Origin of the sequence: Polaribacter sp. SA4-10, assembly GCF_002163835.1 — a bacterium.
In the GTDB taxonomy this organism is placed as follows: domain Bacteria; phylum Bacteroidota; class Bacteroidia; order Flavobacteriales; family Flavobacteriaceae; genus Polaribacter.
Window position 1 is genome coordinate 1,142,095 of record NZ_CP019331.1, and the last position, 14,802, is coordinate 1,156,896.

Annotated in this window: 8 protein-coding genes; all 8 read right to left on the reverse strand. The window is 35.7% G+C overall.

Annotated features, from left to right (window positions below):
• Positions 1-101 precede the first annotated feature (101 nt).
• The 8 genes from BTO04_RS05110 to BTO04_RS05145 all read right to left on the reverse strand — a co-directional run bounded on the left by BTO04_RS05110 (position 102) and on the right by BTO04_RS05145 (position 14,577).
• A complete protein-coding gene (locus BTO04_RS05110; protein ID WP_087563474.1) occupies positions 102-1,943 on the reverse strand; it encodes a sulfatase in 1,842 nt (613 codons plus the stop codon).
• A gap of 137 nt (positions 1,944-2,080) precedes the next feature.
• Positions 2,081-3,055: a type I phosphomannose isomerase catalytic subunit gene (locus BTO04_RS05115; RefSeq protein WP_087563475.1), complete on the reverse strand. Its 975-nt coding sequence runs from the start codon at positions 3,053-3,055 to the stop codon at positions 2,081-2,083.
• A gap of 212 nt (positions 3,056-3,267) precedes the next feature.
• Positions 3,268-4,164 (reverse strand): PHB depolymerase family esterase, encoded by an 897-nt coding sequence (locus tag BTO04_RS05120; RefSeq protein ID WP_087563476.1) that lies wholly within the window; start codon positions 4,162-4,164, stop codon positions 3,268-3,270.
• Positions 4,165-4,377: 213 nt separating this feature from the next.
• The gene (locus tag BTO04_RS05125) at positions 4,378-6,369 is read right to left on the reverse strand and encodes a sulfatase (protein ID WP_087563477.1); all 1,992 of its coding nucleotides are present in this window, start codon (positions 6,367-6,369) and stop codon (positions 4,378-4,380) included.
• Positions 6,370-6,475: 106 nt separating this feature from the next.
• Positions 6,476-8,056, reverse strand: coding sequence for a sulfatase (locus BTO04_RS05130; RefSeq protein WP_087563478.1), 1,581 nt, complete (start codon positions 8,054-8,056; stop codon positions 6,476-6,478).
• A 315-nt stretch (positions 8,057-8,371) separates the two neighbouring features.
• A complete protein-coding gene (locus tag BTO04_RS05135) occupies positions 8,372-9,931 on the reverse strand; it encodes a RagB/SusD family nutrient uptake outer membrane protein (protein ID WP_198342116.1) in 1,560 nt (519 codons plus the stop codon).
• 32 nt (positions 9,932-9,963) lie between these two features.
• Positions 9,964-13,185, reverse strand: a complete 3,222-nt coding sequence (locus BTO04_RS05140) for a SusC/RagA family TonB-linked outer membrane protein (protein ID WP_198342117.1) — start codon at positions 13,183-13,185, stop codon at positions 9,964-9,966.
• Between the two features lie 141 nt (positions 13,186-13,326).
• On the reverse strand, positions 13,327-14,577 hold the full coding sequence (locus BTO04_RS05145) for a hypothetical protein (protein WP_087563481.1): 1,251 nt from the start codon (positions 14,575-14,577) through the stop codon (positions 13,327-13,329).
• Positions 14,578-14,802: the final 225 nt, after the last annotated feature.

Sequence of the window (14,802 nt, forward strand, 5' to 3'; positions counted from 1 at the left end):
AATTGTTACAATATTTATACACGTATTTAATTGATTACTGTCAGTTTAAGATATCCGCCCACAGGAAGAGTATCCAAAATAAGGTGTTCATGAGCCTAAATTTATTTATTCATATTAATAACATCCGAAACTGGCAACTTCATTGTATAATCTGCCATATATACAGGAATATCCCCCAAACGTTTCGTCGTTCTTGTAAGTTGAGGAATGGCCATAACCCAATAATAACCGTTTTTCGTTACTTTATAAGATGTTCCTTCTATTTCAGTAGCCATAAGTTTGGCTTCAATAGGGGTATTGGTTTCTGAAAAATAAAGTACATAATTTTTAACTCCCTCAAAAGAATCCCAACTTATAATGTCGGAATTACGCGTAATTTTCAATGCGTTATATTCCTGAGGACGCCATTCAGCTAAAGTTTGGAAACATAAATCACGTTGCATCTCCTGATAATTTTTATCCAAAACTAGATTATTCATTTCGTTCGGATCTTCAGTTACGTTGTACAACTGGTTAATTACACCGTGTGTATACACTAATTTATAATCACCTAGTCGCATCATTCTTGATGGCAGATTCTTAATGTCACGAAAGCCATTAATGCTCCCCCTGAATTCTGAAAATACGCTCCTATTTGTTGATACTGTGCCACTTTTCAGATATTTAACGATTGATCTTCCCTGGGCCGTTTCAGGTACCTCCCAGCCCATTAAATCACATAATGTGGGCATGACATCGATTAAACTTACTAGTGAATTATTGCTTTGATTTGCCGGTAACAATTTTGGATAAGAGATGATAAATGGTATGTTTACCGCAGCCTCATACATATTATGTTTTCCTGTAAACCCATGTTCAAAAAGATGTTCTCCGTGATCTGTGGTATAGATAATAATAGTGTTCTCATACAAGTTATTCTCTTTTAATGACTGAACGATGCGCCCCACCATAGCATCCATTTCAGAAACACTTGCATGATAAGAAGCCATTACATTTTTTGCTTTTTCGGGCTGTTGGCTCAAGCTACTATTAGACCAATTTGGTACCCATGGATATTTGCCTTTTTTATGAGAATCGTCTAAAGTTTCTGGTAACTCGAAATCTTTGGGGTTGTACATATCCAAATATTTCTTTGTGGTTGTTAAAGCTGGATGTGGTTTTTCAAGACCAACATGTAAAAAGAAATTTTTTCCATCCTTGCTTCGCTCTTTGATAAATTTGATAGATTTTTGAGTTACCACCATATCAAAGTTATCCTCATCATTCTTAACAAGAGAAGGCTTATAATCTGAATTCCACTTCAAATCTTTTCTATATGAACTATAAGCCCCAAAAACACGGTAACGCTCATACGTATCCCGCCCCACTTCGTCTTCATAATGCCCTCCCGGAAAGTTTGTGTAATAGCGCACGCTTGCTTCATCAAAACCCATATCGTTCCCTTCCGGAAGGCTGGGGTCTACATTTTTCTGAAGTTCACCATGCACGTGCATCTTTCCAATACCAGCAGTCACATACCCATTGTTTCGGAATATTTCCCCCAAAGTAACAATGCCTTCATGATAACTTGTTTTACGAAGCTCCCCGGACCCATAATCCTTCATTTCCCCCTTTTTATTCAAAACAGGAGCTTTATGGAAGGGGGCACCGCATGCTTCAGGGTACATTCCTGTCGTCAACGCAGCGCGAGATGGTGCACATACCGGAGCAGCCGCATAACAATTATTAAGCTTTATCCCGGTCACTGCCAACTTATCAATATTGGGTGTTATGGCCATATCACTCCCATAACATCCTGAAGCCTTTTTTTTATGCTGATCTGAAATAATAAAAACCACATTAGGATTCTTATAGTCTATTTTTTGTGCATTTGAAGAAATGGTTGGGCCAATGATTATTAGAATTATCACTACTATTTTTTGATAAAAAAAATGTTTCATCATTATACGTTTTTATATTTGATTACGAATTACAAAAGGAATTAGGTTTTCTCTTGAAATTACTTTTAGTTTTTTAGTGGGCATATATCTACTTTTTTAACTTGATTTTATAATTAGAGTTAGGATAGGTAGGAAAGAGTTTAATAGTAAACTTCTAAAATCTCGGCATTACTTGCCGCATGTACATTAATTTTATGTATAGAAGCAGGGATGAGAATAGTTTCACCTTGCACCAAAGAATAACTAATTTCGTTTTCTATGAGCGTCAAAGAGCCACTGATACATATATAAATTATAAAGGAATCGATTCCTGAATAGTCTTTTTCTAAAGCTCCTTCAATGTTTAGATAATTGGATGTAAAGTAAGGAGTGTGTACCAATGTGTTCGAATAGTTCTTTTCTTTTGAATAATCAGTTTTGTAGTTCTCATGTACTTCAAAATCTATTATATCTAGCGCTAAATCGTTGTGTAATTCTCTTGTTTTACCTGTTTGTTTGTCCACACGTTCATAGTCATAGATTCGATAGGTAACATCAGAAGTCTGTTGGATTTCAGTTAATAACACCCCTGCTCCAATAGCATGAACTCTACCTGCGGGAATATAAAAAGTGTCTCCCTTTTGCACTGTTTCATGATGCATAACATCTAAAATTTTATTCGAGTCTAAGTATTCTTGATAACTCTTTTTGTTTAATGCTTTGTCAAAACCAACAATAAGTTCCGCATTTTCATCCCCCTGCATCACATACCACATTTCGTTTTTACCAAAAGATGCATGTCTTTCTTTAGCAACGGCATCATTAGGATGTACCTGAATAGATAGTGGTGTTTTAGCATCAATAAATTTTATGAGTAATGGAAAATCAGTACCAAAAAAATCATAAACATTTTTTCCTACAAATGCATCTTTATATTCGGCTGCTAGTTGTTGCAAGGAATAGCCTATTAAAGCTCCGTTACAAACTTTAGTTTTACCACCTTCTACATCAGAAATCTCCCAAGACTCTCCAATATTGTCAGCTTGAAACCCTTTATTTAATAGTGTATTTAGTTTGTTACCTCCCCAGATTCTATACTTAGATAAAGGGGTGAATTTTAATGGGTATAGATTCATTTTTATTTTTATTATTTATTATTAGACAGCGTTTCGTGTAAGAATAGTAAGAGATTTTTAAACACGAACTTTTCAGTTTAACACTTAGTGAATTTTTTAATAATTATGTAAAATTGAGAATTTTGCAGTTTTTGTACAATTCTCTGAACTTTGAATCTAGCACTGAAGCACCTATTGTTTTTACACATTCTTGTAACACGTATTTTAACTTCTTAATATTGCTTAAAAAACTCCCATATTTGAGTATAAGCAACGCGCTCTGTTTGTGCATCGGAAAAACCATGACCTGTATTTAAGGCTATCATATATTTTATTTCATGACTATTATCACAATTAGAGTATGTGAATGAACTTAAAACTGTGTTTCCCCAATTGAGATCTTCTTGAGTTGTACTTGAATTGCAGTTGAAATGATTAGCCCAATTAAGTGCACTATTCTGCGCTAACATAAATGTGCCAACAGAACTTACCCCTCCATTTAAGGGAATTAGCCCATCAACGTCTCCGTTAACCTGAAAAACAGACATTGCTTTAGAAGGTGTTAGATCGCCTACACTTATGATTTGTTGACTAAAAAGCGGAGCAATAGCATTAAAATGACTTGTAGATTTACCTAACAGGTTTACCATACCCGAACCATTTGAAAATCCTACGGCATATGCTTTGGATGTGTCTATTAAAGTAGAGGTTGCTAACTGGTCGATAATTAAATCTACATATTCTACATCATTAGCTGTAGTAGGTTCAGATCCTAAATTCCAAAACCCACCATTACTTCCATTATTTGAATGTCCATTAGGGAAAATTCCAATAAATTCTTCAGAATTTATTAGTTCCGTTATGTTGTTATTTTGCAAGAAATTTTGTCCAGAACCTCCTGCTCCATGAAAAAAGAATACAATTGGGTAAGATAACGAACTATTTAAATTTTGTGGTGTTTTTATGTACACTAATCTTGGAACAGAATTTCCATCAATTATTTGATTAATCGTCATTTCATTTGTTCCGCCTATTAAATTTAAAATACCTGTTGTATCTGTTATATTGTCGACATTGCTGCAGCTTTGAATTAAGGAAATACAAAAAGTTATGATAATTATTTTTTTCATTTTTTGTCCTTTTTTTATATTTACAACATAGGGGGGATATATAGTGTAAAATAGACTCCCTTATATTCAAATCCAAAACACTCAGGAATCGATTCGTGTGTTTATGTCAATTTTTCTCTTCCCTTTTTACGCACAGCTCTAATTAACACTAAGGATAATGGTTTTAGCTTTAATTATACAATAAATACTAAAATTACGCTGATAATAGATATTCTATTCTACAAATCTCGAACTCCCTGAGATACCTAATGAATCATACGCTTCAATTAAGTAAACATAATTTCTATCGGGTGCAGCAGTCGTATCCGTAAAAGTACGAATCGATGCATCAAATATTCCGAGTTCAACACCATTAGGTGCTCCTGACTTATTTATTCTGTACAATTTAAGCTCTTTGGTAATTTGCGCACCTTGCAAAAATTCCCATTTTAAATTTATACCTTCCTGCACATTATTAGCTTTTAGGGCTATCACTATTTCATTTAAGCCATCCTGAATAAAGTCTCTTTTATGATCGCGAGGTGCAAAAGGGCTTCTATCAATTTCATCTATATATGGGAAGTTTTTCCCCTCTAAATATTTTTTCAGTCGATACTGATACTGATAAATTAAATATTTATCAGCAGAATTTATTAGGTTGTTAACTTCCGTTAGATCTTCTTTATAATCTATAAACCTTGAAGAGGTGTATTTTACAGGGTATCTTCCGTTTGAAAACCTTGAAAAGCAATATTTGTAATCGTCATCTACAATACCTAAAGTATAAGAAAAACGCGCGCTTTCCTTATCTGAAGAATCAGGAATGTCTGTAGAAATATTGAAGTCAGTATCAAGATTTGCATTGTGATAATCTTCTATAAAATTAAGGTCTCTCCATTCCTGTTCTTCCCCTTCAAGTAGAGTTTTAAATGATTTTCCGTCAATATTTGATCTTGAGAAAGCGAGTTCTGAGAAATCCAAAATGGTAGGCATTATGTCAACATTAGATACTCTTTGCTTGTAGATTTGGCCAGCAGGTATTTTGTCTGGATACCTAAAAAACAAAGGAACATTAAAAAGGCGATTGTACATTTTTTCATTAATTTTTCCAACATTGTAATGCATTCCTTTCATATCGCCATGATCGGAAGTAAAAACGACAATAGTGTTATTAGCAAGTCCAAGGTCATCCAATTTGTCGAGCACTTTTCCAACAAGAACATCTGTCATTGCCACCAAAGCTAAATAATTAGCTACATATTCTTCAACACCTCTGTACCCTCCATTCAGTTCTTTAAGTTTACGCCCAATCCTTGTTGATAGTCCAGTATCTTGTTTAGGACTAAGCTCATCTCCCTCCAGTTTTATTAGATTATTATCCAACAGGTGTTTTGCTATCTTAGTATAGTAAGGGTCCGGAACACTCCATGGGTCATGAGGTGGACTAATACTCATTGTCATAGCCCAAGTATTAGATTTGTTTTCATCTATAAATTCACACACTTCTTTTACAATATTCCATTCATACCATTTTTCTAACGGTACTAAATTCTTTCCTACATCACCCCATTTAATTGGTTTAATAGAATTAAAAAAATATTTTTGCCAATCAGCGGTTAACTGCGTTGGCAAAATAGCTTTCCCTTTTACCCAGCCTCCTTCACTTCGTTCAAAATAGGACTTTTTAGAATAATCAGGGTTTGCAAAATCCCAGGGATATTGCGCTTGCATCTCGTCTTTGTATGGATAATTTTTCCCTGCATATGGAAAGTCGAATTCGGGTGGTGTCGTATTATTATCAAAAAACAATTTTTTATTACCAATATGCCATTTACCTCGATGCCCGACCACATAGCCATCGTCATGCAATATTCTGTCCGACAATTGACTGAATTCTGGAACAATCCCCATTATACCTCGGTTAGGATGTTCATTATCATATACTTTATGCTTCCAACTGAAGGTGCCGGTTACAAGACTTGCTCGAGATGGAGAGCAAGAAGGCAAATTAACGAAGGCGTTTGGAAACATTGCACCTTCTCTAGCTATCCTGTCTATATTTGGAGTTTGAATTAATTTATTTCCTTCTACGCTGGTTAATCCAACTGTTTGCTGATCAGTGTAGATGAACAAAATATTTGGTTTTTCATTCGACTCCTGGCCGGAAACCAATTTTGTGTTTAACGAAATAACACATAACAATACTATAGTTATAATCTTTTTCATAATCTCAACTTTAAATAATATACTCTAAAAATCAGCATTTTAATGCTTTTTATTTGTTTAAAATTTGAAGGCTTACACCTACTATTAATTTCATTAAAGAGGCGCTTTATAAGTATTTAAACTTAACAGGTACTCCTTTCCAGTTTGTTGTCTTTAGCCATTCTGATAGAGCTTTTTCAAGCTCAAGTACATCTTGGGTAAACTTTGGGTTATCAATAACATTCTTCATTTCGTTTGGATCGTTTTCTAAGTCATACAGAAATACATCACCATCTGGATATATATTCAATTTATATCGATCGTTTCTTACCATGAAAGCTCCTTTTGCAGTGCTTAAAATTTCACGTTTCCCCTCAGGGTGGTATTGAATTCGTTCGCAAAATGAATATTTTGGTGCGTCGGTCATGCTTTTCTCTCCTGTAAAGAATGGTACAATGTTCGTTCCACTTACTTTTGCTTTGTATTCTTCACCCACTACCGACAATATTGTTGGTTTTATATCTACTAAACTAATAGGCATAGATGAAACACCAGGTTTGAACAATTTAGGATAACGAATAATAAAAGGTATATTGGCTATAGCTTCGTAAAATGACTCGTTCGATTTCCATGTCATCCCATGTTCACCCATCATATCCCCATGGTCTGCGGTAAAAATAATCAAGGTTTCATCCAGTTTACCTTGTGCTTCCAGTTCACCTAATATTTCACCAACTCTATCATCTAAATATTTCACATTAGCATGATATATTCTTAGAAATTCCTTGAGTCCTTTATCCCCATACCCATTTACCATTCGTCTTGACCACGAATTCTCGAATTTTTGTTCAGGAGTATTGAATTCAGGAATCTTTAATGAATCTGGATTGAACATTTCATAATATGGTGAAGGAGCAAAGTTTGGATCATGTGGCCAGATAAATGAACAGGTTAGCATAAAAGGATCATTTGTCTCTCCGCTTTCTTTAATCCTTGCAATCGTTTTTTTAGCAAGAATACCATCAATCCATTCTTCGGGTTTAATTTTCAATCGTCCCATTTTAGTCACAAAGTCCCTATACTCAATGGAGCTCCATATTGAGTCTAGGTGTTCTCGCTTTCCTTTCATGTAAGGAGTGCCTTCAACGGGAAAACTTTGCCCGTAAAAATTCATATATTCATCAGAGTCCGCTTTTTTAAGAGTTACCCCAGATTCATTAGCTTCCTTTTTGTACTGGTATCCAAAATCATATTGGTCTGGATAATAGGGTAAATAAGGAAGGGAATCACTTTCCACATGCCATTTCCCATAATGGTGTGTTTCATACCCATTTTCTGACAGGATTTTTTCGGTAGTTTCATCATCAATCGTAATACCCTCTTTCTGTCTCCATCCCATATTTTGAACAATTCCATGTTCATGAAGATACTGTCCTGTTACAATTGAAGCTCGGGAAGGTGAACAGAATGGTGTTGTACAGTATGCTCTATCGAATAGAACGCCCTCATTTGCAAGGCGATCAATATTAGGAGTCTGCATTTCACCCCCATAACAACTCAATGCATTGACATTTAATTGATCGACCATAATAACCAACACATTTGGTTTATTTTGGTTACTATGCTTCTTCGATATCTTTTTTGAAGAACACGAGGATAGGCAAACCATTAAGATGGCGATGGTTAATTTTCCAATTGTTATTTTCATTTGATTATAATTATAGTTTTATTATTTATTATTTTAGTGGGTATAACTCTCGTAATTAAATTTATGTATTTATCAGTGAGTTATTTTCTTGTGGTTACAACATTTAACAAATTATAAATGCTAAAATTGAGGTACAGGGTTAAAGTTATTACTTCCTGAGGTTTATAGTTAATTTTAACTGAATCTGAATTTTTTATAGAAAATAGATAACCCAGACTATTTTACAACTCACTTTTTAACGACTTTACCATTTTCACCATTTTTGCCATTTTTATTTTGATTTTAATAACCTCTTAGAAGTATTATATTTAAATATTAATCAATGTTGCTATTGGCCGAAACTTCAGTGATAGGAATGGGCCAGTTATAATCTTCAGGGCCTCTAATCCCTGCTTGTAAACCTCTATTTTTAGGATCAAATGCAAGTTTAATTTTCTCTTCATACACGCCCATACGCGTTAGATCAAACCAACGATTACCCTCCATAAATAGCTCAGCCGCTCGCTCTCTTAACAATGCATCCCTAAAATCTGACATAGTCATTCCTGTACCGTCAAAATCGGCCATCCCTACTGCAGTTCTTAATGTATTCACATCTGCATTTGCAAGTTGAGGAGCTTGGTTAATTTCCGCAAGTGCTTCAGCTCGCATCAAGTAAACATCAGACAAACGAATGACATGCCAGTTTTGCTGGCTCGTAGTTTCAGTCGTTGCATCGCTATCAATGTACTTTGAAGTATAAACCCTATTCAATTTACCCTTGGAATCACCTGTTTCAACATCAAACCTCACATAACCGTCCATTTTTGGGTTTAGCTCATAACGAAGCGTCTCTGTCTCAAATTCATGAATAATGCCATTCACATACCTTGGATCGGTAAAATCTACATTATTTTTAACAAACCCAGCAATTGTCCAATTGGTGCCACCCCAGCCACCTCCACTTAATCCAGCATTACGCGGAGAAAAGAGATTAGATACTGTTGATCCTTGTTCCGTTGCAGAACTACTCTGGACATCAAACAATATCTCAGAATTATTTCCTTTTGTAGGGTCAAAAATTTTAACCCAATCATCCAAAGTAGAAACCAGTTGATAACCAGGCTGATTTAAAGCTAAATCACAATACATTTTACACGCCTCATAATAAGCTGTGTAGTCCGCACCAAAAGCGGCATATGGAGCACACCCTTCACTACCCTCTGATGCAGATCGGGAAGAAGAAGCAATATGAAGATAAACACGCGCCAGCAAGGCCTGGGCAGATGCATTGGTAGCTCTACCCAACTCCACATCCAGGCGTCCCCAACAGTTTTCCGATGCATATTTTAAATCACTAATAATGACATCATAAATATCAGTTAGAGGTGAAACAGGTAGACCATTTTCCTCTCCCGGTTGCACAGGTATTATTCTTAGAGGTACCTCACCAAAACAACGAACCAAATTGAAATAATGTAATGCTCTCAAAAACTTTGCTTCACCAACTATACGAGCTCTCAAGCTTTCGTCCATATCTATTCCAGGAACATTATATATCACATTATTTGCATCCCGGATGGCTTTATAAATTTGGTTCCAGGTATCAGGTAAAGTTCTATTAGATGACGTTAATACCCCGTTGTAGTAATCATTATGTTTCCAACTTGATCTTCCTTGGTCGGAAGAAGCAAAAACATTGGAAAGAAACTGCTGGCTGTAATAACCAAATCCACCTTTCATTTGAGCGTAAGCAGCTGTCAATGCATTGATTGCATCTTGTTCATTCTGATAAAAAAAGTCAGTTCCCGTCTGTGTCTTAGGTTGTTCTTCGAGCAAGCTTTCACAAGAAGTAAGGATTACCAAAACCATTAGTATATATGCAATGTTTTTCATTTTAGTATATTTTTTTAAGGTTATCTTATTCATTAATAATTAAATTTCAAACCAAATACATAGCTTTTTGTACCAGGATACGATCCAAAATCAATTCCCCTTCTTTGCGGATCCTTGTTATAAGATTGCACTTCAGGATCAAACCCCGGATAATCAGTCCAGGTAAATAAATTCTGTGCCGAAGCATACAATCTAAGGCTTCTTCCTGTTCCTTTAATATTATAGGTATAGCCTAGGTTTACATTTTTCAACCTGATAAAAGAACCATCAAAGATCTGTCGATCCGACACACTGAACCTGTCTCCAGAAGTTATTGATGGAGCCGGATTGTTAACATCTGACAGCCTTCCAGCGGCTTCATCGTAACTAATTTGCCCTGAAGCTTTATCTACTGTAAGCGGAGCTATCCATGCATTATTATAGGCGGAAGCTAAACCGTTGGCACCTCTCTGAAAAGCTGCTAATGCCCATGAATCTACCCAAAGTATATCACCTCCTTTTTGGCCTGTGAATAAAACGCTCAGATCCCAATTTTTAAAAGTAACAGTATTGCTTAACGATGCTGTAAAGTCAGGATTTGGATCTCCTATCTGCACATAATCATTAAAATTAATCTGCTGTAAAGCACTTGGATTTCCATCTTGATCAGTATCCACATAATTGTTTACATATTTTATCTCACCTGGTGCAGCACCCGCTATACCACTGTCATTGGCTTCCTCCCAATTCGCATAGATACCTTCGGTTTCCGCTCCCCAAAAAACACCTAAAGGTTTACCCTCCATAAACATAGATGGAAAAGTGTTATTATAACCTACAGAAGGCCCTAATTGGTATTTCAGGTTAGAGTTTAGTTCAACCAGTTTGTTTTTGTTTATGCTCAGGATTCCTAAAACACTCCAACTAAAATCACTTTTTCGAATAAGATCTACTCCTAAACTAAACTCTAAACCCTTATTTTCAACTTTACCAAAATTATCTACCCTGCTCTCGTAGCCGTTTGAAGCAGGTAAATTAATGTATTGAAGCAAGTCATGCGTTTTTTTATAATAGGCATCTACAATCAAATTCAACCTCGAATTAAACATGCTAAAATCTACACCAACATCAAACTGATCCGTTGTTTCCCAAGTTAAGTCAGGGTTACTCAAGTTCTCTTCATAATATCCCGTCACTACCTGGTCATTAAAATTATACCTAATCGGCGAAGTCAATGCCAATGATTGAAAAGGCTGGATGGGGTTACTACCTGTTTTCCCATATGAAAAACGTAGTTTTAAATTTGATATAACCTCAACTTCCTTTAAGAAAGGTTCTTCGGAAACTCTCCAAGCCAAGCCTATAGATGGAAAGATTGCGCTCTTTTTATTCGCTGCAAACTTCGAAGAAGCATCCATTCTTGCATTCACATCAATATAATATTTTCCTTTAAAATTGTATGCTACCCGCATTAAACCAGAAAGCAAACTCTGTTCTCTAAATCCTGCTATTGGCACCTGAATATCTGTTGCCGACTCGAAGGTGTAGTATGATGTTAGATCGCTCCCATAACCGTATGCCTTGTTAAACATACTACGGATATTGTTATTTTCGTATGTTCCAACAACAATAGCATCTAAACGATGTCCGTTAAAGTTATTTTTATAATGAAGGTTAGCTTCAGCATAAGTCTTTATATTTTGCAAAAAAGCCTGTGTAGCTTCTCCATTATTTCTCCTACCCCTGGTAGTGTTGGTTGGGTAATAACTATCACGAAAACTTTTTTGGTAGTTCAAAGCTCCTTTTAGGGTAGCACTCAAATTTGATGTAATTTCACCTTTGATAGTAAGTGACTGAATAAAAGACACCGCTTTTTTTCTATCTACTACATACTTGGCCAGGGTGTATGGGTTTGAAATTGGTTCATCGTCGTTCAATTCGGCATAAATCTCATCCCCTTGTCCCAATTCAAGAAGCGGAAATATAGGTTGAAAACTAAGGGAATGGGACACAACGCCTCTTTGCTGAAATATTTCCCCATTACCAGTAGAAGCTGCATTCCCGTTCGAATAAGAAGCATTTGTTTGGGATAAAAGTGTAATTCTATCATCAAAGGCCTTCCTTTTGGCATTCATATTAAAGGTAGCCCTCTTAAAATCAGAGTTAATAATAACACCCTCGTTGTCTAACAAGCCAAGACTTATTGATAGATTATTACTTTTTGACCCTCCACGGTATGCTATATTATAATTTTTAGAATATGCCTTACGAAACACTTGATCCTGCCAATTTGTATTAATACCTGTTGATTCAGGATATGGAAGTTCAAATGCAGCCACTTCATCAAAGTTCTCGGCTGTAATTGGCTGGGTGCCGTTAAACACAGCCCCTGATCTATTCGGGTTTGTGATGTCTATGTACAACTGGTTCACAACTCTCTGGTTCATGAAATTCTCGAATTCTGGACCATCAAATACATCTATATTTTTAATTACATCTGTAATCGTAGTTTCAACTGTCACTGAAATTTTATCAGTCCCCCTTATATTATCAGCGCTTTTTGTGGTAATCACCACGACACCATTAGCACCTCTCGCTCCATAAATAGCAGTTGCAGAAGCATCTTTTAACACTTCCATTTTTTCAATATCGTTAGGGTTAAGAAAACTCAGCGAACTTTGAGACTGACCGGAACCACTGTTTCCTTGAGCATCCATCAATGGGCTAATGGGAATACCATCCACAACATATAGCGGTTGAGTTCCTCCCAGCATAGAGTTTGTACCCCTTATGGAGATACCAATACCTCCCCCAGGTTCAGAGTTTTCGCTTACCACAAGTCCTGCCACTTGCCCCTGCAGCATCTTTTCAACGGAATTTGTTCTGTTTTTATCCAATACTTCCGAAGTTACCTGAGAAATGGAGCCGGTCAAATCATCTTTTCTGACATCATAATAGCCTACACTAATAGTTATTTCATCCATTTGGGCTATATCCTCCTCCAAACTTACATTTATAATAGATCTCATCTGGACTGCTATCTCCCTCCTTTTTGATCCAAGATATGAAAACACTAGAATGTCATTGCCATTAGCCTTAATATTAAATTTTCCTTTTTCGTCGCTAATAGTGCCTTGTTTAGTTCCTTTTATTAGAACTGTAACATAGGGTAATTGAGCTCCTGTGATACTATCGGTTACAACTCCCGAGATATTCTTTTGTTGCGCCAAAAGGCCAAGAGGCATTACAACTAATAATAATAATAATATTTTCATTTTATTATAGTTTGATGGTTTCATTATTAATTATATTTCAAATATACTTTCTCTTTACTTCTAATCATTAGGTAATAACCCATTGGGGATATCACTTATAGCCACCTTATCAACTAAATACGTTGTGTGTACTAATACTTCTTAATTTAAACTACTAAAATTTAAAGCTTTCTCCTGAAACACAGATAAAGACGGCATCTTTTTATTTTCCTTAAAATACTGCTTTAAAAAGCGTTTACTATCCTTATAAAACTTATTGTGCGTGTGCCATATTTCCTGTTTTCTACCCTTATCATCTATCATCCAGAAACCTACTTGCTCTCCTGTTTCCTTTTTGATTTCATTATTATACATTTCCCAAAAAAGAATAAAAGGAGCGTTCCATTTTAAACCCGCATTAATCACCCATTTTGCACGCTCATTTTGCACTTTCTCACCATACCTGATAAAAGGACTTCCATATTCCCCAATCCATACACGCTTACCTGCCGGCAATCCTTTTTTAGGTTGAAGGTGCGATTCGATATAATCCAAAGATTCGCTCAAAGAAACATGTAACTCTTGCTCTGTTTTAGGTGGGTTTGTTGCGTCATAAGAAGAATAGGAAACATAGTCTGGGTTCACCTCTTTAATGATCGTATTGGTTACTACCTTATCGCCTAATTCAATGCCACGTCGCACTAGGTTCACTTCCACATAGTGATAGATATTAACATTCTTATATTCGGTATCTCTTTTAGCATCGTCAATGGCTTTCTGACGTACCTTCGCCCACTTCAGCATGCCTTTTAGTGTAGCCTCATCAGCTGGCTTAGTACGATCATAGTCCCAACGCAAATGCCAATCTCCTTCCCAGTTTCCTAGATAAAATACCTTGCCTGAGTTATTGAATTCCTTTAACAAATAGCTTGTCAACTCATATAACTCTTCATATAATGCCTCGGCATATAAATCAGGATAGCCTCCTATAAATTTAATTTGATTCGTATCATTTTTCTGACCTTTTGGTTCAGGTGAATATTGCGAAAAACCATACACCCAGATGTGATAAAACTTAAAATCCATATTAAGAACTTTTTTAACTGAAGGTTCTAATTGGGCTAATCTTTTTAATGAGGTAATTTCCTTATTCTCAATAAGACCATAATTCTCGCTACAATATCTTGGATGCATGGAGAATTTAAGTAGATTAGAACCCATGTCTTTAATTTGTTTAGCTGTTTCTACCAACATCGACTCATTCGTAAATTTATATTTAGGCCCCACAGTTTGGGTGCCGACTATATAATTATAATCCTCAATCATTCTTTTAGTAGCATCCTCTTTTGGCTGAGTCTGCGCCCATAAACAATTAATTACTAGTAATCCAATAATAACACAGGTACTCTTCATACAACTTGATTTTATTTTGCTTTTATATCTTATATCTAATAAGCTTATCTGCTGACTCCTTCTTTTAGAATTAACTAAATCAAAACAATCGCAATCGCAAAATGCAAAAGTAAAACCAAATATGGGTTTAAGAACTGTTCAGATGAGTTTAAAGTCTAATCAAGATGCATTACACACTCATTGTATGATGATTACAAACCACCGAAATCATAATACACAAAAACA

Bases quoted from the DNA above. Each gene is read 5' to 3' on its own strand.
- BTO04_RS05140 (WP_198342117.1), bottom strand. From the start codon at position 13,185: ATGAAAATATTATTATTATTATTAGTTGTAATGCCTCTTGGCCTTTTG.
- BTO04_RS05135 (WP_198342116.1), bottom strand. From the start codon at position 9,931: ATGAAAAACATTGCATATATACTAATGGTTTTGGTAATCCTTACTTCT.
- BTO04_RS05145 (WP_087563481.1), bottom strand. From the start codon at position 14,577: ATGAAGAGTACCTGTGTTATTATTGGATTACTAGTAATTAATTGTTTA.
- BTO04_RS05110 (WP_087563474.1), bottom strand. From the start codon at position 1,943: ATGATGAAACATTTTTTTTATCAAAAAATAGTAGTGATAATTCTAATA.
- BTO04_RS05125 (WP_087563477.1), bottom strand. From the start codon at position 6,369: ATGAAAAAGATTATAACTATAGTATTGTTATGTGTTATTTCGTTAAAC.
- BTO04_RS05120 (WP_087563476.1), bottom strand. From the start codon at position 4,164: ATGAAAAAAATAATTATCATAACTTTTTGTATTTCCTTAATTCAAAGC.
- BTO04_RS05130 (WP_087563478.1), bottom strand. From the start codon at position 8,056: ATGAAAATAACAATTGGAAAATTAACCATCGCCATCTTAATGGTTTGC.
- BTO04_RS05115 (WP_087563475.1), bottom strand. From the start codon at position 3,055: ATGAATCTATACCCATTAAAATTCACCCCTTTATCTAAGTATAGAATC.